Source organism: Streptomyces sp. DSM 41931 (assembly GCF_050271085.1).
Lineage (GTDB): Bacteria > Actinomycetota > Actinomycetes > Streptomycetales > Streptomycetaceae > Streptomyces > Streptomyces albogriseolus.
Map to the genome: position 1 here is coordinate 276,768 of NZ_CP189903.1, position 17,198 is coordinate 293,965.

Annotated in this window: 13 protein-coding genes; 7 read left to right on the forward strand and 6 right to left on the reverse strand. The window is 76.3% G+C overall.

What is annotated here, in order from left to right:
• The first annotated feature begins 12 nt into the window (after positions 1–12).
• Complete coding sequence (locus ACP7TJ_RS33070) at positions 13–1,260, forward strand: MFS transporter (RefSeq protein ID WP_093764683.1); 1,248 nt, start codon at positions 13–15, stop codon at positions 1,258–1,260.
• A 17-nt stretch (positions 1,261–1,277) separates the two neighbouring features.
• Here the strand turns inward: ACP7TJ_RS33070 and ACP7TJ_RS33075 are convergent, their stop codons facing one another.
• The 3 genes from ACP7TJ_RS33075 to ACP7TJ_RS33085 form a co-directional block, all read right to left on the reverse strand.
• Positions 1,278–4,193: a helix-turn-helix transcriptional regulator gene (locus ACP7TJ_RS33075; RefSeq protein WP_367549806.1), complete on the reverse strand. Its 2,916-nt coding sequence runs from the start codon at positions 4,191–4,193 to the stop codon at positions 1,278–1,280.
• A 131-nt stretch (positions 4,194–4,324) separates the two neighbouring features.
• Complete coding sequence (locus ACP7TJ_RS33080; protein ID WP_093764685.1) at positions 4,325–4,537, reverse strand: hypothetical protein; 213 nt, start codon at positions 4,535–4,537, stop codon at positions 4,325–4,327.
• Between the two features lie 134 nt (positions 4,538–4,671).
• Complete coding sequence (locus ACP7TJ_RS33085) at positions 4,672–7,806, reverse strand: type 2 lanthipeptide synthetase LanM family protein (protein WP_427767822.1); 3,135 nt, start codon at positions 7,804–7,806, stop codon at positions 4,672–4,674.
• Between the two features lie 435 nt (positions 7,807–8,241).
• Here ACP7TJ_RS33085 and ACP7TJ_RS33090 point away from each other — a divergent pair, with 435 nt between their 5' ends.
• Both ACP7TJ_RS33090 and ACP7TJ_RS33095 read left to right on the forward strand, forming a co-directional pair.
• Positions 8,242–8,853, forward strand: a complete 612-nt coding sequence (locus ACP7TJ_RS33090) for a response regulator transcription factor (RefSeq protein ID WP_367449558.1) — start codon at positions 8,242–8,244, stop codon at positions 8,851–8,853.
• Positions 8,850–9,494, forward strand: a complete 645-nt coding sequence (locus ACP7TJ_RS33095; RefSeq protein ID WP_427767825.1) for a LuxR C-terminal-related transcriptional regulator — start codon at positions 8,850–8,852, stop codon at positions 9,492–9,494. Before ACP7TJ_RS33090 ends, ACP7TJ_RS33095 begins: the two co-directional genes overlap by 4 nt.
• A 158-nt stretch (positions 9,495–9,652) precedes the next feature.
• Here ACP7TJ_RS33095 and ACP7TJ_RS33100 read toward each other — a convergent pair whose 3' ends face one another.
• From ACP7TJ_RS33100 to ACP7TJ_RS33110, 3 genes are all read right to left on the reverse strand, one after another.
• On the reverse strand, positions 9,653–10,387 hold the full coding sequence (locus tag ACP7TJ_RS33100) for a Type 1 glutamine amidotransferase-like domain-containing protein (RefSeq protein ID WP_387585745.1): 735 nt from the start codon (positions 10,385–10,387) through the stop codon (positions 9,653–9,655).
• Positions 10,388–10,564: 177 nt separating this feature from the next.
• Positions 10,565–11,329: a 4'-phosphopantetheinyl transferase family protein gene (locus ACP7TJ_RS33105; protein ID WP_387585747.1), complete on the reverse strand. Its 765-nt coding sequence runs from the start codon at positions 11,327–11,329 to the stop codon at positions 10,565–10,567.
• A gap of 115 nt (positions 11,330–11,444) precedes the next feature.
• On the reverse strand, positions 11,445–11,696 hold the full coding sequence (locus tag ACP7TJ_RS33110; protein ID WP_024888416.1) for an MbtH family protein: 252 nt from the start codon (positions 11,694–11,696) through the stop codon (positions 11,445–11,447).
• Positions 11,697–11,952: 256 nt separating this feature from the next.
• Here ACP7TJ_RS33110 and ACP7TJ_RS33115 point away from each other — a divergent pair, with 256 nt between their 5' ends.
• From ACP7TJ_RS33115 to ACP7TJ_RS33130, 4 genes are read left to right on the forward strand one after another with little or no spacing between them, the layout of a single operon-like run.
• Positions 11,953–14,274 (forward strand): lantibiotic dehydratase, encoded by a 2,322-nt coding sequence (locus tag ACP7TJ_RS33115; RefSeq protein ID WP_427767829.1) that lies wholly within the window; start codon positions 11,953–11,955, stop codon positions 14,272–14,274.
• Entirely contained in the window at positions 14,274–15,806 is a 1,533-nt protein-coding gene (locus tag ACP7TJ_RS33120) for an amino acid adenylation domain-containing protein (RefSeq protein ID WP_427767831.1), read from the forward strand. The genes ACP7TJ_RS33115 and ACP7TJ_RS33120 overlap by 1 nt, the downstream gene beginning before the upstream one ends.
• Positions 15,803–16,849, forward strand: coding sequence for a threonine ammonia-lyase (locus ACP7TJ_RS33125; protein ID WP_427767833.1), 1,047 nt, complete (start codon positions 15,803–15,805; stop codon positions 16,847–16,849). The genes ACP7TJ_RS33120 and ACP7TJ_RS33125 overlap by 4 nt, the downstream gene beginning before the upstream one ends.
• On the forward strand, positions 16,846–17,103 hold the full coding sequence (locus tag ACP7TJ_RS33130; protein ID WP_385996680.1) for an acyl carrier protein: 258 nt from the start codon (positions 16,846–16,848) through the stop codon (positions 17,101–17,103). Before ACP7TJ_RS33125 ends, ACP7TJ_RS33130 begins: the two co-directional genes overlap by 4 nt.
• Positions 17,104–17,198: the final 95 nt, after the last annotated feature.

The window sequence follows — 17,198 nt, forward strand, 5'->3', positions numbered from 1 at the left end:
GAGAGGCACCCCATGGCCACGACCCTCGCCGCGGACCGCCCGCGGCTGTGGGCGCCCGCCCGGCACCGTTCCTTCCGCCTGCTGTGGACGGGGCAGGCGCTCTCCCTGCTCGGCGACGGATTCACCGTCGTCGCCTTCTCCTGGATCACCCTGAGCCTGACCGGCTCCACCCTCACCCTGGGCTACGTCCTGGCCTTCCAGGCCGTGCCCCGCGCCCTGCTCACCCTGGTCGGCGGCACCCTCGGCGACACCTGGTCCACCCGCACCCTCATGGTGGCCTCCAGCTGGACCCGCAGCGCCCTGATGGCCGCCGTCGGCATCGCCGGACTCACCGGACACCTCACCGTGTGGATGCTGTGCGCGGCGGCCGCCGCGTTCGGCGCCGTCGACGCCTTCTTCCAGCCCGCCCGCGTCTCCATCCTGCCGTCGGTCGTCGACGAGGACCTGCTCGCCCCGGCCAACGCCCTGCTCGGCGCCGGCGCGCGCACCGCCGCCGTCCTCGGCCCCGCCGTCGGCGGCACGGTCATCGCCCTCACCGAGGCGCCGGTCGCCTTCCTCGTCGACGCCGTCTGCTTCGCGCTGTGCGGACTGTGCGTCGCCCGCATCCGCACCCGCCCCCGGCCCGACGCGCCCAAGGCCGCGCCGGAGGAGAAGGGGCCCTCCCTCGGCGCCCGCATCCGCGAAGGCGTCACCTTCACGCTGCGCGACCCGCGTCTGCGCACCGTCGTCGCCCTCGACACCGCGGTCAACTTCTGTTACGCGGGCCCCTTCACGGTCGGCTTCGCCACCCTCGCCGACCAGGTGCTGCGCGGCGGCTCGGCCACCCTCGGCGTCCTCAACGGCGCCCTGGCCGGCGGCGCGGTCCTCGGCACCCTCGTCGGCGGGGCGGTCGGCGGACGGCCCCGCGTCGGCCTCCTGGTCGCCGGCCTCGCCGGCTGGCTGGGCGCCGGAATGGCCGTCCTCGGCCTCGCCCAGAACACCCCGGTCGTCATCGCGACCGTCCTCGCCATGGGCTTCGCCATCGGCTACCAGGGCGTGTTCGGACTGAGCTGGATCCAGCGCAACATCCCGCAGGACGTCCTCACCCGCGTCGTCTCCGTCGACATGGTCCTCGGCTACGCCGCCGCCCCCCTGTCGCTGATCCTGTGCGGCGCCCTCGCCGGGACGGGGCACCTCGCCCTGTTCGGGGTCGTGGCCGCGGTCCTCGCGGTCACCGGGCTCGCGGTGCTCGGATCCCGGGCGGTGCGGGAGATGCGCTGAACCCGCCCTCGGCCCGTTCAGCCCGAGCGCAGGGCGGCCGACCGCGCGCACAGGTCCGCGCGGTTGGCCGCCCCCGTCTTGGTGATCAGGCTGGCGATGTGCTTCTCCGCCGTCCGGGGCGAGATGAACAGCCGGTCCGCGATGTCCTTGTTGCTGAGCCGCTCCGCCAGCAGCCGGAACACGTCGAACTCCCGGACCGTCACCCCTTGCGTGCGCAGCTGCTCGGGAATGCCGCTGGTGCCGCTGCGGTGCTGGTGCACCGGGGCGCCCAGACGGCGCAGCCCCGCCCGGCAGGCGCCGGTGACGGCCGCGATGTCCCGCTCGTGGAAGTGGTGTTCGGCGCGCCGCAGCCAGCCCACCGGATCGCCCCAGCCGTCCTGGTGCGCGGCGTCCGCGACCAGCCGCAGCCCCAGGTGCTGGGCCAGCGGATACGGCTCCGCCGCCGCCAGCGCCCGCTCCACGGCGGCCGCCGCGTCCGCGCCGGCCCCCTCCCGGCCCAGCAGGACGGCCTCGGCGAGGTGGACGAACTGCCGGTTCCAGCGCATGCGGGCCATCGCCGTCGCCGTGATCTCCGCATGCCGGGCCCGGTCGGCGTCACCCTCCAGCACGTCCAGCAGGAGCCCCAGTCCGTGGGTGCCGCCGAGATGGTACGTGGAGGGGTTGTCCGCCTCCATGGCCTGCACCGCCGCCAGCTCCTCGCGGGCCAGCTCCCGGTTCTCCTCGAGCAGCGCGCAGAACGCGCCCGCCAGGCCCCTGGTGAGCGGCTCCTCCTGCGAACCGGCCCCGTCCCACTCGGTGAACGCCGCCAGCGTCGCCTCCATGGCCTGCCGGTCACCGCGGTGGGCCTCCAGCGTCGCCTGCGCCATCACCACGTACCGCACGGCCGGGGCCATCCGCAGCCGGCGCACGACGGCCAGGCACTCCGCGGCGGCGGAACGCGCCACGTCGTCCCGGCCGCGCAGCACGGCGTCCAGGACGAGGATGCCGTCGACGGTGTGCACGATGTTCACCGAGCCCAGCCGCAGCGCCTCCGCACGGGCCGACAGCAGCCCGCCGGTGTCGCCCTCGGCCAGCCAGGCGTTGCCGCCCATGCGGGTCGCCGCGTACATGCGCTGCAACGGCAGCCGGTGCCGCTCGGCCGCGGACATCGCCTGTCCGAGCATGGCCTCCGACTCCTGCGGATCCCGCTCGCGGGCGACCGTGGCGAGCAGTTCCCAGGCCTGGCAGGCGACGATCGGCAGCCCGTGGCGCTCGGCCGTGTCGGCGGCGGAACGCGCCAGCTTCTCCGCGTGCTGGGTCCGGTCGGGGCCGGGGGTGTCCAGGGCGAGGTAGGCGGCGGTGACGTCGACGGCCGCCGCGGTGGCCTCGTCGGGGGTGCCCGCCAGCACCTCGCGGGCGCGGTCGACCTGCCGGTTGCCGTCGCTCCACCGCCCCGCCGTGTGCGCCACCTTGGCCAGCCGGGCGTGCAGCGTCGCCAGCCGGACGGGGCTCAGCCCTTCGCCGCCGAGCGCGTGCAGGTCGTCGGCCAGGTCGAAAGCGCGCGCGAAGTCGCCGGCCTCGGCGAGCGCGGGGAGCAGGTTCTCCAGGGCGGCGGCCCGCGCCTGCGGATCGCCGCCCTCGGCGAGCAGCGACTCGGCCCGGCTGAGCAGGGTCACCGCCGAGTTCAGGGCGCCCGCGGCCAGGGCGCGACCACCGGCGTCGGCGTAGAGCAGCCCCGCCTCGACCCGGTCGCCTGCCTCGCAGCGCAGACCGGCCGCCAGCGCGCACCAGTCGCCCTCCAGCGCCGGGTGCAGCTCTTCCACGGCCTGGGCGCCGCGCCGGGCCAGCTCCGCGCGCCGGCCCGGCGTCATGTGCGTGAACAGGGCCTTCAGCGTGGGGGAGTGGCGGAAGGAGTACCAGTCGGGCGCGGGTTCGTCGGGGACCACCAGGCGGGCGGCGACACCTGCGTGGAGATGGCCGAGCAGGGTCCGGTCGTCGACCCCGGTGACACGCTGGAGCACCGAGAGCGGGAAACGGCGGCCCAGGACCGCGGCGGCCGACATCAGCGTCAGCCCCTGTGCGCCGAGCCGGTCGATCCGGCGCAGGATGCCGCGCGCCAGCGTCGAGGGAACGTCACGGCGCGGATCGCCGACGGCACGCCAGCCACCGGGACCCTGCACCAGGGTGCCCGAGCCGATCATGGACTGGAGCAGTTCCTCGACGAGGTAAGGGCTGCCCGCACTGTCCTCCCACAGTCGGTCGAGGACCTCGGCGGGGACGTCGCCGCGGCTGTCCACGCCGAGCTGGGCGGCGACCATCTCGTGCACCTGCGGCCGGGACAGCGGCGGCAGTTCCACCACGGTGGCGGCCCCGCGGCGGCGGGCCGACTGCGCGAGGTCCAGCGCGTCGCTGATGTCGGTGCGCACCGTCGCCACCAGGAGCACGGGCGTGTAGGCCAGGTTGTCGACCAGGTACTCCAGGACGCCGAGCGTCTCGGGGTCGGCGTCGTGCAGGTCCTCCAGGAGCAGCAGCTGCCCCTGGCCGCGGCCGGCCGCGATGAGCAGCCGCAGCACGGCCTCGCCGAGGATGACCATGGACGTGCTGTCGCGCTCCCCGGTGTCCCAGTCCGGGATCAGCCGCCCCAGCACCGGACGGTAGGGGCCGAGCGCGAGGTCGTCCATGGGATCGCCGCCGCGGAACAGCGACATCAACGCCTCGGTGAGCGGCCTGAACGGCACGGCGGGACCGGTGGTGCTGCTCCGGCCGCGCAGCACCCGCATCCCGGAGCCCACGGCCTGGCCCACCGCCTCCGCCGCGAGCCGGGACTTGCCGACCCCGGCCTCGCCGACCAGGAAGACGACGCTGCCCATGCCCTGCCTGGCGTCGGCCAGGGAGCGCTCGAGCTGGGTGAGGTGGAGGTCCCGCCCGACCAGGGAAGGCGCATGGGAACGCATGAACGCTGATGATAATCGGCCGAGTCGGCCGGGGGCAGGTGGCGCCGGGGTCGAGGTCGACCGCGACGCCGCGGCGCGGGCCCGCCGTGGCGAGCCCGCGCCATCACGGGGAACAGCCGGTGGAAGCGGGGTCAGTTGGGGGCGGAGACCGAGGTGTCGAGGCTGCTCAGCGTGATGACGATGCCGCTGGTGAGGACCATGCCGGCCAGCACCCGGGCGCGGGCGCAGGCGCGGTTGCGGCCGGAGAGGGTGATGCCGCCCACGACGTCCCGCTCGGTGTGCGTCTCGGCGGACTCGACGGCGGTGAACTCGGCGGAGTCGGCGGCGGCGAGGTGCTGGTCCATGACGGTGGTCCCTTCTGGTGTCCCGTGTGGGCGCGCGGGTTCGGATCCGGGGAGGTGCCGTGGTGCTGACGAGCGCGGGTGCGGGTGGTGCGGGTGTGACGGGTGGAGCGAGCGGCACGGAAGGTGCGGGCGGGTCAGTGGTCCGGGTGGTGCAGGAGCAGGACCGACGGGACGGTCCCGGGGTGGGCCAGGCGGAGCAGTCCGTAGCCGATGCCGGCCAGGCCGGTCAGCAGACCGGGGGAGGGGACATGGTCGGGGGTGGCGCAGCGGTGGCCCTGTGCCTCGACGAGGGCGAGGACGTGACCGGTGTGCCGTCGCAGCGCCGAACGGGCCGTGCTGTCGCCCTGCCCGGCCAGGACGGTCAGGGCCTCCAGCCGGCCGAGGACGCCCTGGGCGAGGCTGAGGTCGGGACCGATGGGCGCGTCCGCGAGCCGCACGGAGGCTTCGAACAGGCTCGCGTCGTCCGGCGGTCCGACCGGGTTCGGCAGCCCGGCGACGGCCCGTCCGGCCAGCCCGTGCGACCAGGACAGGTCCGCCGGATCGCCGTGGTGCGCACCGGAGTCCAGCAGGGCGACGGCCGTGCGCTCGGCGTGGGCGGCGCGCTCGGGGCGGTGGCCCGCGTAGCGCCGCAGCGCCCAGGCGATGCCGGCGGCGCCGTCGGCGAAACCGGCGGACGACGGGAGGCCGGAACCGGCCACGGCGGGCGTGACCGGGCCGTCCCCGAGCGCCTGCACCAGCAGCAGGTCCGCGACCTGGTCCGCCAGCCGCAGCGCCGCCGGATCACCGGTGGCCTCGTACGCGGCGACCGAGGCGGCCAGGGCTCCCGCCCGCCCCTGGGCCAGACCGGGGTCGGCGCAGGCCGCCGCCGCGTGCCCCAGGGCGGTGAGCGCGTCCGGCAGACACGCCCGCAGTCCCTCGTCGAGGAGCCCCGCCAGCCGGACCAGGGCGTACACGATCCCGCCGAGTCCGTCGTAGGCGCCGGGGCCGGCGGCCTCGCTCAGCTGGGGGTCCTCGGCGAGCGCCTTGAGCAGGGCCGGCAGCGGACGCACCGCCTCGCGGGCCGCCGCGCCGTAGCGTCCCGAGCCGGTGAGCGCCTCGGTGTGGGCGAGGAACAGGGCGACTCCGCAGTAGCCCTGGGCCAGGCCCGCCCCCATCGGCAGGACGGCCCAGTGGTCGCCCGACACCCGCTCCAGACCGATCCAGTTGGTGCGGCTGCCGCCGCGGACCGCGCGGGCCGCGATCTCGTCGGCGATCCCGCAGGCGGCGGCCAGCAGCCGGGACGGGTCCGGCGCCACCGGCGGCACGGGGGCCGGTGCCAGCTCCGACCGGGGGCGGTCCGGCGGGGAACCCGCCCCGCGCACCGCGAGGGTGGCCGAGATGACCCACTCCTGGTCGAGGCAGTCGACCTCGTCCATGCGGCCGATCTTCTCGCGCACCGCGGTCACGGCGGCCACCGGCAGGAGGTCGGGCACGCGGGCACCGCCGTCGGCGGTCACGGCCGTGCCGGTGGGCCGGTGGGTGAAGAAGGGGACGTCACCGCGCCACAGCGCCGCCGTCTCGTGCTCGATGAGCCGCTCGCGCGCCGGGTCCTGCGCGGACTCCGACCACAGCACCGCGAACACCCCTTCCCGGGCCAGGGCGTCGCCCAGCAGCGCGGGGTGGGTGGACTCCTCCAGCAGGGTGGCGTACAGCCGGGTCGCACGGGCGATGAGCCGCGCCGGACGGTCGCCCCAGCGGGTCAACGGGCCGTCATCGCCAACCAGTTCGCCGCGGTGGGCGGCGATCGCCGCGTAGGCGGCGCGGAACCCCTCCAGCAGGGCCGCCGTGTGGTCGGTGACGGAGAGGGAAGTGCCGTGCGGCAGCGGGTGGTTCTGGGCGGCGGGGCTGGCCAGCGGCCCGCGCACCGCCCGCATGGTGTCCAGTCCGCTGTCCTCCCAGCGCAGGCCCTCGCTGGGGAAGGTGCCGTCGGTGTCCCGGCCGAGCGCGGAGATGTCCAGCGCGCCGTGCTCCCCGATGAGCAGGTGCGGGAGCAGGCAGGTGCGGTGGACGGAGGCGGCCAGCGCGTCCGCCGCCGGGTCGGCGCCCGCCGTGAGGGCCTGGCCGAGACCGGTGTGCAGCAGCGTCTCGGCGTCCACCAGGACCGGCTGGTCACCGTACGCGATGACGTTCTCGTAGTGCATGTCGGCGCCGTCCACCGCGTACAGCAGGGCGAGCAGGGCGCCTTGGCGGCGGTAGAAGGTGTCGGTCTCGGTCACCGAGGAGCACCAGCGGTGCTCGACGAACTCCAGCCAGCCGTGGGACTCCCGGCGCAGCGTGCGCGGGGTGCGCAGGCCCAGACCGGGGACCTTCGCGTTGAGCCAGCAGACCAGGTCGTCGAGGAGGGCGTGCTGGTCGAGCGGACGGGGCTTGTGGACGAGGCGGCGGCCGTCCGCGAAGTGCAGGATCGCCACCGACCGGTTGCCCTGGTGGGCGTCGCCGCGGCCGAGGTCGACGCGGACCAGCCGGCCCGGCGTCCGGCCGTCGAGGAGAGCGGCGACCAGGTCCGCGCGGTCGGACCGGAAGCGGGCGACGAGTTCGGCCGTGGCCTCCGTCGCGTCCAGCGCGGTCCGGCTCAGCATCCGCGCCAGGACCGGGTAGGCGGTGAACAGGTCCGACAGTCCGCGCCGGGTGCCGGCCGCCGCGACGAAGGAGGCGAACCGCTCGCGCGGGCCGGCGCCCGCCAGGCGCCGGGAGCGCCGGGCCCGGTGCAGCTCCTGGGCCAGCGTGCGGGCGGCGAGCCGGACCAGCTGGTGGGTCAGACGGCGGGTGAACGCGTCCCGCCACACGGTGGCCTCGGCGTCCGGGACGCCGGCCGTCCGGTCCGCGAGGCGGGCGGCGGCCACGGCGACCAGCGGGCGCACGGCGGGCGCGAACGCGTCGGGACCCTCGCCGCCGACCTCGACCTCCGGCAGCCCTTCGGGGGCCGCGGCCAGCACCTCCTCCGCGTACGACGCCCAGTCGGGCTCGACGGCCCGCTCCGCCAGACGCTCCGCGGGCTCGGCGGCCAGGGCCGCCGCCGTGGCGCCGTCCACACCCAGCCGGTCCAGCCGCAGGGCGAAGCCCTCCGCGTCGCCGACCGTCCAGGGCAGCGGCCCGGCGGCGCCGGTCGCGGCGGCCGGCCCGGGGAGCCCGGGGGCGGCGAGCCGCTCTGCGAGGGTCAGCGCCGGGGCCCACCAGGCGGCGGGGAGTCCGGTGCTCCGGGAGGTCGGGAGGCTGGCGGTGTCGGTCACGGGAAAAAGGTCCCAGACCTCCCGCGCCCCCCACATGGGTAACCGTCCCCCATATTCTCCCCGGCCCCCTCCCCACGGGCGGGGGCATGGGGGACGGCACGAGAAACCGCGGAGGGGAGGGCATCCCCTACGGGCGCGCGTGACGCGCGGCCCGCGGACGCGACGGGCCGTGCGGGCACGGGACGGGTACCCGGAGGGGCGCGCCCCCCATGCCCACCCCGAAGGGCCGGTCGGCGCCGCCGCTGGGCCCCCACCGGGCCGTCGCCCCCGCCCGACCGCCCGCCCCACCCCCACGACCCGGGCGCGCCCGGCGCGCAAATGTGGGGTCCGTCTACCGATGCCCCGGCGGTCACGGGGACGGCACGGTGTTCCCGAGTCCCCACGCCAGACCGCCCGCTCAGTCGAAGGGGCGCACGAACCTCCAAGGAGCAGCAGATGGGAGCACCCGTACCTGTCAGTGTGGTCGCACTCGACCCGGTGCTGGAGGCAGGCATCCGCGCGACCCTGCTCGTCCGGCCCGAACTGACCGTGTGCGAGCCCGCCGACGCGCGGGTCGCCGTCCTCACCGTCGACCGCCTCGGCCCCGCCGAGCTGGACACGGTGCGCGCCACCCGCACCCAGCCCCACCGCCCCGCCGTCGTCCTGGTCGCGGGCGCCCTCGCCTCCGGAGACGTCCTGCACGCCCTTGCCGCCGGCGCCCGGGGCCTGCTGCTGCGCCGCGAGGCCGACGCCTCCCGCCTCGCCCACGCGGTGCTGGCGGCCGCGCGCGACGACTGCACCCTGCCCCCCGGCCTGCTGGAGGAGCTGCTGGACCAGCCGGAAGCTCCCGTGCGCGGCTCCGGCGGCTGGAGCGCGGGCATGCTGTCCGAGCGGGAACGGTCGGTGCTGCGCCTGGTGGCCGACGGCCACGAGACGGCGGAGATCGCCCAGCGGCTCGCCTACTCGCCCCGCACCGTCACCACCGTCGTGCACGACATCACCCAGCGCTTCCGGCTGCGCAACCGCGCCCACGCGGTCGCCTACGCGCTCCGGGCGGGCCTGCTGTGACCGCCACCCTGACGGCGTCGCCCGTCACCGCGACGTCCTCCGGCGCCACGGTCACGACCGCCCCCGCCGTCGTGGTGCGGGTCGTGCCGGCGCCGGGCGCGGAACGGGTCCGCGCGCTCGCCAAACGCGCCGGCCTCCGGTCCGCCGCCGACGAGCCGGCCCCCTGCGCCACGGTCACCGTGCTCGTCGCCGCCGACGCGGACCAGGCGTTGCGCGCGCCGCGCCCGCCCGGGCCCGTCCTGTTCGTCTGCGACAGCGTCGCCCCCGAGGACCGGCGGCGGATCCTGCGCGCCGGAGCGGTCGTCATCGGCGCGGCCGAACTGGACGAGGAGAGCCTGCTCAGGGCCGTCCACCGGGCCGCGTACCCCCATCCGAGCATCCCCTACCCGGAGTTGTCCGGAGCGCTGAGCACCCGAGGCCGTGCGGACGGTCCGGCCCGCCGGAGACCGCCGGCCCTGACCGCACGGCAGACGTCCGTCCTGCGGCTCATGGCCGAGGGCCACGGCAACGCGGACATCGCGCTGCTCCTCGGCTGTTCCGAACACACCGTCAAGAACGTCATCTACGAGCTGATGACCCGGCTCCAGGCCCGCAACCGCGCCCACGCGGTCGCCCACGCGGTACGCCAGGGCCTGGTCTGATCCCGGTCCGACCCCGGTCTCCGAACCCCGTCGGGGGGACGGGGTGGCTCACGACGCGGGGCACGGGAACGCGCGGACCCGGTGCGGGGGCGCCGGGGGCCGACCGCCCGTCGCCCCGCGCGGTCGTGCGAGCGGCGGTGACCGGTACGGGGCCGGGGTCACGCCGACGGAAGCAGACGCGGCTCGATCCGCTCCTCCACGGCCCGGCCGTCCTCCCGCCGCACCACGTACGCCGCCTTGCGCGGCACCTCCGCCACGGCCTCGACGAGTCGGGTGCCGCGGTAGACCAGGCCCACCCCGTCGTCGGTGCAGTGGGCCTCGGTGAACGTGCCGTCGGCGACCAGCCGGTGGAGCAGCGGGCGGCGGCCCTCGTCGGAGTCGTAGTGGACGCCGTTGCCGTAGGGGAGCAGCGCGAGTCCGTCGGTGACGGCGCGCAGGTCGGGGCCGAAGGAGTCGGTGGTGCCGCCCTGGTACCAGCAGATGGAGCCGGCGCTCACCCCGGCGAGCACCACCCCGGACCGCCAGGCGCGCCGCATGATCGCGTCCAGGCCGTGGACCCGCCACACCGCGAGCAGGTTGGCCACCGAACCGCCCCCCACCCACACCACGTCGTGGTCGAGCACCGTGGCCTCGACGTCCTCGACGTTGGGCATCGGGAACAGCTGGAGCGGAGTGAGGTCGTAGCCCGCCACCCGGGCCGCCTCGGCGACCCGTGCCGCGACCATCTCGGCGTCGCCCGCCGCCGTCCCCACATGGAGGACGCGCGGCCGTCGGCCGTGCACGCCGGAGAGGTCGACCGCGTGGTGCACCAGGGCGTCGAAGAGCACCCGCGTACGTCGGCCGGGGCGGAAGCCGCCTGAGGTGGCGACGATGGTGGGTTCGGGCGCTGTCACGGGCGTGATCGTATCCCGGTCGCCACGGTGGAAGGCGTGCGTTGTCCGTGAAGGCGGCGCGCGGGCCGGACCTCTCGGGGCGCACCGCCCGGGCGCTTGCGCACGGCTCCGAGGAGACGCCAACAGCGCGGCGAGGGAACGGAGTTGCCCGTTCCCCCGCCGCGCTGCCGTGCGCGGTCAGCACGTGCGCAGTCCCACCGCGGCCGCATAGCCGGAGGGCACCAGGACGTCGCGCACCGCCCAGCCCGGCGCCGGGTCCGCGGGCGCCGGACCCGTGCCCAGGTAGTCGAGCGCGGGGTTGCGCACCAGGCCCGTGCCCAGACCCTTGAGGTAGGCCTCCTTGCGCACCCAGGCACGGGTGAACGCGGCCGGCCTGCCGTAGGCGGGCAGTCGCGCCAGCTCGTCCGCCTCCGCCCGGTGCAGCGCCGACTGCGCGCTGAGCATGACCTTGACGGTGGCCAGCTCCTCCACGTCGACCCCGACCGGCGCCGGCGCGAGCGCCACCAGCACCAGACCGCCGCTGTGCGACAGGGAGAAGTGCACCCCCGAGGCGGAGAGCACCGGCCGCCCGTGCGGCCCGCCGCAGCCCGCGCAGGGCTCACGGGTCAGCGCCAGCGCGTCGGCCCGCACCCCCGTCACGACGCTCAGCACGTTCCGCAGCGCCGCGTGGGCGACCACGTAGGCGTCGCGGTCCCGGTCGTGCCGGAAGGCGCGGGCACGGGCCCGCTCCTCCGCGTCGAGGACCTCGCGGGCGTACCGCAGGGTCTGCGCGTCCTGCTCCGCGACCCGGGCCAGATACAGCTCCACCGGGGCCCGCAGGGCCCGCGGGCCCCGCGCGACGCGTCCGTCCCGCAGTCCCGACAGGTCCAGCACCGCCGGACACAGCCGCTGCGGCAGCACCGGCGGCGCGCCGGACCCGGACAGCGGCGCTCCCGGCGGCACGGCGGCCGTCGTCGGGGCTCGTGCCGGCTGGACTCCTGACATCAGGGTGCCGGGCGTCAGGCCCCCTGGTGGCGGGTCGTGGGCCGAGGGTCCCGGGAGCCTGCCCGGGAGCCCCTCAGGCATCTGCCCCGGCCAGCCGCCGGCGCAGGCTCAGCGGACGCATGTCCGTCCAGATCACGCCGATGTGGTCCAGGCACGCCTGCCGGCCGCCGCGCACCCCCTCCGGGTACCAGCCCGCGGGCAGCTCACGGTCCGCCCGCCAGATCGAGTACTGCTCCTCGTCGTTGCGCACCACGAGGTACTCCTCGTCGGTGTCCGGGCGGGCCTCCTCGGCGTCCGCGCCGTTCGCGAAGTCGGGTTGCGTCACGGTGAACCTCCCGCGGGTGATGGGCCGGCCGCAGGTCACGGCCGGCGCCGACAGCGTGCACCGGGCCCGCACACCGAGGTCAGGGACGAACACGCCGACCCCGCGGCACGTGTTGCTGCCGGATCTTCTCTGTCGGCCCGCCCCCGCCGCGCGGGACCGTGCTGTCCGGCCGGAGAACCCGGCGAACCCGGGGCGGACCACCGTCCGCCCCGGGGCCGGTGGCCTCCCCGCACCCCCTTTCCGGAAGGAGCACGCGATGTCGGACGAGCACGCACCTGTCCTGCTGCCGGGCGGAGGCTGGCGGCTGTGGGAACAGTTCGCGCTGCGCGGTCCGGGCTTCCCGGCCGACGGCGTGCTGCGCCTCGCCCCTCCCGGACTGGCCGAGGCGGCCGACAAGTTCACCCCCGGCGCCCCGCTCACCGGCCCCGAGTGGGACGGCTTCACCCAGGAGCTGGCCGCCGCCGCCGTGGACACCGCCCGCCACCTCCAGGAGGTCGCCGCCCGGCCCCGCTTCCAGGCGGCCCTGGCCTGGCAGAACCCGGCCGTGCTGCGCACCGGCATCGCGCCGTTCCTGCGCTGGAACCCCGACACCGACAAGCGCAGCAGCATGCCCCGCCAGCGCGAGGAGCTCGTCGCGCACTACTGGCAGCGGTTCTGCGTGAAGAACGACACCATCGGCTTCTTCGGCCCCGTCGGCTGGGGCCGCTGGGACCTTGCCGCGACGGACGCCGTCGCCACCCGCGCCGGAGACACCTTCCTCGCCGCGAGCGCCGTGTACTTCTCCGGCTGGGCGATCGACGCCCTGGCCAAGGTGCTCGCCGAGGACCCCGCGCTGATGCGCTGGATCCCGCCGCGCCGCGTCTCCCTCGTCCGCACCGACGGCCTTACCGTGCGCGTGCCCGGACGGCCCGCGCGGCAGATGACGGAACGCGAGGCGGCCGTCCTGGAGCTCTGCGACGGAACCCGCCCGGTGCCGGAGATCGCCGCCGCCCGCGACCTCACCGAGGACGAAACCGAGGCGCTCGTCCGGGAGCTGGTCCGCCGGCGCTGGGTCCACTGGCGTCTGGAGGTGCCCGCGGCCACCCACCCCGACCGCGCCCTGCGCGCCATCGTGGAGCGGGTCCCCGACGAGGAGGCCCGCGACCGCGCCCTCGCCAAGCTCGCCGTCCTGGAGCGCGGGCGCGACGCCGTCGCCGACGCGGGCGACGACGCCGAGGCGCTGACCTGCGCCATCGGGGCCCTGGAAGCCGACTTCGCCGCCCTCACCGACGCCGAGGCCCAGCGCGCCAAGGGCGCCCGGACCGCCCCCTGCCGCGGACTCGTCTACTCCGACACCCGCCGCGCCGCCACCGCCACCGCCGGGCCCGGCCTGCTCGCCCACCTGGAACCCCTCCAGCTGTGCCTGACCGCCGCCCGCTGGATGACCAACCGATTCGCCGACGGCATCCGTGCCCGGCTGCGCGCCGTGTACGACCGGCTCGCCGCCGACGGCCCCGTCGACCTCGCCGCCCTGTGGCTGCACACCCTGCCCTCCCCGCACCCCGAGGCCGGCGCCCTCATCGACGCCGTCCAGGGCGAACTGCGCGCCAAATGGGCCCGGTTGCTGGACATCCCGCCCGGCGCCCGCCGTGTCCGGCTGACCACCGCCGAACTCGCCGCCCGCGTCCGCGAGGAGTTCGAGGAGCCCGGCGACGGCTGGTCGCTCGCCCGCTACTTCAGCCCCGACGTCCTCGTCGTCGCCGAGGACGAGGCGGCGCTGGCCCGCGGGGACGTGGAACTGGTCCTGGGCGAGATGCACAGCGCCCTCAACACCATGGGCGCCTCCCTCTTCGTCCACCAGCACCCCGACCGCGACGAGCTGATCGCCGAGACCGGCCGCGACTTCCCCGGCCCCCGGCTGCTGCCCATGCTCGCCAAGGAGCTGCCGCTGAAGTGGTCCACCCGCAGCCGCCCCTCCCTCGACCGCGACCAGGACCACTACGTGGCGCTGGTCGACCAGACCGGAGACCCGCACCGCCCCCGCACCGCGCTCGGCGCCGACGTCCCGGTGGAGGACGTCGACGGCAGGCTGACCGTCCGGCTCCCCGACGGCACCCGCTACGACCTCCTCGACGCCTACGCCAACACCCTCACCCAGCGCGTGATGGACCGCTTCACCCTGCGCCCCGAGGGCGACCACACCCCCCGCATCAGCGTCGACCGCATGATCCTGGCCCGCGAGACCTGGCAACTGCCCGTCGCGGAGCTCGACTTCGCCGACGAGAAGTCCGAGGCCGCGCGCTTCGTCCGCGCCCGCCACTGGCAGCGCCGCCACGACCTGCCACGCTTCGTCTTCGTCGTCTCCCCGACCGAACCCCGCCCGTTCTACGTCGACTTCGACAGCCCGGTCTACACCACCATCCTCGCCAAGGCCGCCCGCCGCCTCGCCCGTACCGACCCGGACGCCCGGCTGAAGGTCAGCGAGATGCTCCCCACCCCCGAACAGGCCTGGCTCACCGACAGCGACGGCCGGCGCTACACCTCCGAACTCCGCTTCGTCGCCGTCGACCAGACCGTCACCGCCGAGGGGGACCGGTGATGCGCACCCTCGCCGACGACCTCGCCGAACACGCCGCACGACACCCGGACCGGATCGCCCTGGACACCCCGGACGGACCCGTCACCTACGGGCAGCTCGACCGGCGGACGCAGGAGGTGACCCGGCTGCTGCGCGCCCACGGGGTACGCCCGGAGACCGTCTGCGCCGTCGCCGTGGAACACGGCCCGGACGCCGTCGCGGCCATGACGGCCGTCCTGCGCTGCGGCGCGGCCTTCCTCACGCTGGACGTCACCCAGCCCCGGGACCGGCTGGCCTCCTTCGTCCGCAGCGCCGGCGCCCGCCTCCTGCTGACCACGACGGCCCACGCAGCCGCCCTCGACCTGGGCACGCCCGTGATCGAGCTGGACGGCCCGGGCCCCGATGCCCCGGACGCGACGGCCGCCGACGCGTGGCACCCGACGGCCGCCGACACCTCCGCGTCCCCGGCGGCCGTCGACCCGCACGCTCTCGCCTACGTCAGCCACACCTCCGGCAGCACCGGCGAGCCGAGTCCCGTGTTCGTCGAGCACCAGGCCCTCGACACCTACCTCCGCGACACCGTCCGCGCCTTCGGGCTCGGCCAGGACACCGTCGCCCTGCAGACCGCCCCGCTCGGCTACGACGCCTCGCTCCGCGACACCTTCGCACCCCTGCTGGCCGGGGCCCGCCTCGTCCTCGTGGAGCGCGCGCGGCTGCTGCGCCCCGCCGATTTCGCCCGCACGGTGCGCGAGCACGGCGTCACCGCCCTGCTCAGCGTCACCCCTTCCTTCCTCACCCACCTCGCCGGACAGCGCGACCTGCCCGACCCGCTGGCCGGCGTCACCCTCGTCGCGTCCAGCGGCGAGTCCCTGCGGCCCTTCCTCACCGCGGGCGGCCGGTCCCTCGTCCCGGGCCGGCTGGTCAACCAGTACGGGCCGACCGAGTGCACCATGACGACCACCCGCCACGACGTCCCGGCGGACCCCGACCCGGCCCACGACGTGGTCGGCCTGCCCCGGACCGGCGCCACCGTCCGCGTCCTCGGCCCCGACCTGACCCCCGTCCCCGACGGAACCGTGGGCGAGGTCTACATCGGCGGCACGGGCCTCGCCCGTGGGTACGGAGGGCTCCCGGCCCGCACGGCGGCCGCGTTCCTCCCCGACCCCTACGGTCCGCCCGGCTCCCGCATGTACCGCACCGGCGACCTGGGCCGGTGGACCCCGCAAGGGCTGCGCTACGAAGGCCGCGGCGACCGCCAGATCAAGATCCGCGGCTACCGCGTGGACCCCGCCGAGGTGGAGGGCGCGCTGCTCACCCACCCCGCGGTGAGCGGAGCCGTCGTCACCCCGCACACCGACGACCGGGGCCGCGTGTACCTGGCCGCCCACGTCACCGGCGACCACACGACGCCGGACGCCGCCCTGCGCCGCCACCTGGCCCGCACCCTGCCTCCGCACCTGATGCCGCGCCGCTTCCTGCGCCACACGGCCCTGCCCACCACCCGTGGGGGCAAGGCGGACCGCGGACGCCTGGTCGCAGGGAGCACCGCATGAGCACACCGACCACGACGGGCCGCCCGGCCGCCACGGTCCGCCCGCCGACCACGGTCCGAGCGGCCACGCCGGCCGCCGTCCCGCACTCCGCGCTCGGCGTCCACGGGCCCGCCGACCTCGCCGTCGCCGCCGCCCGCATCGCCCCGTACACCGTGCGCACGCCCCTGCTGCCCGGCCCGACGACCACCGTCTGCGGTCCAGGCCTGCTCCTGAAGGCCGAACACCTCCAGACCGGCGGCTCCTTCAAAGCACGTGGCGCCGCCAACGCCGTCCTCGCCCTCGCCGCCGACCGCGTCGTCACCGGTTCCTCCGGCAACCACGGCATCGCCCTCGCCCGCATCGCCCGCACCCTCGGCCTGGAACTGACCGTCGTCCTGGCCGCCGGCGCGTCCCCCGCCAAGGCCGCCGCCATCCGCGCCCTGGGCGCACGGGTCGTCCAGGTCGGCGGGGGAGTGGCCGAACGCGAGGAACGTGCCCGGACGATCGCCGAGACGACCGGCGCCGCCCTCGTCCCCTCCTCCGACCACCCCCTGGTGATCGCCGGCCAGGGCACGGTCGGCGCCGAAGTCCTCACCGACGCCCCCGACACCGACACGGTCTACGTCCCCGTCGGCGGCGGCGGCCTCCTGGCCGGCGTCTGCCTCGCCGCCGCCGGACACCCCGTCCGCGTCGTCGGCGTCGAACCCGCGCTCACCCCGCGCTACGCCCGCTCCCTGGCCGTCGGACACCCGGTCCAGCTGCCGCCGACCCGGACCGTCGCCGACGGCCTGCGCGGGCAGCGGCCCGGCCACTTCACCTACCCGATCATCCGCGACCGGGTCGACGACCTCGTCGCCGTCGGCGAGGCCGAGATCCTCGCCGCGGCGGCTCTGCTGCACCGCCACGGCGTCGACGCCGAACCCAGCGGCGCCGTCGCCCTCGCCGGAGCCCTGCGGGCCGCCCGGCGCCGCGAAGCCGCGGTGGCCGTCGTCTCCGGCGGCAACACCACCGCCCGACTCCACACCCTCACCGCAACCACCACCCTCCGGAAGGACACGCCATGACCGAGAACACCGCCACCGCCGTCAGCACCCTCGACCTGCTCGTCGACATCTTCCGCGACGTCCTCGGCTATCCCGGCCTCACCGCGGACACCGACTTCTACGAGGCCGGCGGCGACTCCCTGGCGGCCTTTCAGGTCACCGGCCGCCTCCAGGAGACGCTGGGCTGCGACGACATCCCGGTCTCCCTGGTCTTCGCCTACCCGACCCCGCGCGACCTCGCCGAGGTCGTCGACGCGGACTTCGGCCGCGACTGAGCGGAGGGCCGGCGCGGCGGCCCCGCGGCGCCTGCGCCGCCCCGACGTCGCCCGACAGGCGCAGGCACCTGGGCCGCCCGCCGACCCTGCCGGCC

Excerpts from the sequence above, each read along its gene's own strand:
- ACP7TJ_RS33070 (WP_093764683.1), top strand. The coding sequence starts at position 13 with ATGGCCACGACCCTCGCCGCGGACCGCCCGCGGCTGTGGGCGCCCGCC.
- ACP7TJ_RS33075 (WP_367549806.1), bottom strand. The coding sequence starts at position 4,193 with ATGCGTTCCCATGCGCCTTCCCTGGTCGGGCGGGACCTCCACCTCACC.
- ACP7TJ_RS33080 (WP_093764685.1), bottom strand. The coding sequence starts at position 4,537 with ATGGACCAGCACCTCGCCGCCGCCGACTCCGCCGAGTTCACCGCCGTC.
- ACP7TJ_RS33090 (WP_367449558.1), top strand. The coding sequence starts at position 8,242 with ATGGGAGCACCCGTACCTGTCAGTGTGGTCGCACTCGACCCGGTGCTG.
- ACP7TJ_RS33115 (WP_427767829.1), top strand. The coding sequence starts at position 11,953 with ATGTCGGACGAGCACGCACCTGTCCTGCTGCCGGGCGGAGGCTGGCGG.
- ACP7TJ_RS33130 (WP_385996680.1), top strand. The coding sequence starts at position 16,846 with ATGACCGAGAACACCGCCACCGCCGTCAGCACCCTCGACCTGCTCGTC.
- ACP7TJ_RS33125 (WP_427767833.1), top strand. The coding sequence starts at position 15,803 with ATGAGCACACCGACCACGACGGGCCGCCCGGCCGCCACGGTCCGCCCG.
- ACP7TJ_RS33120 (WP_427767831.1), top strand. The coding sequence starts at position 14,274 with ATGCGCACCCTCGCCGACGACCTCGCCGAACACGCCGCACGACACCCG.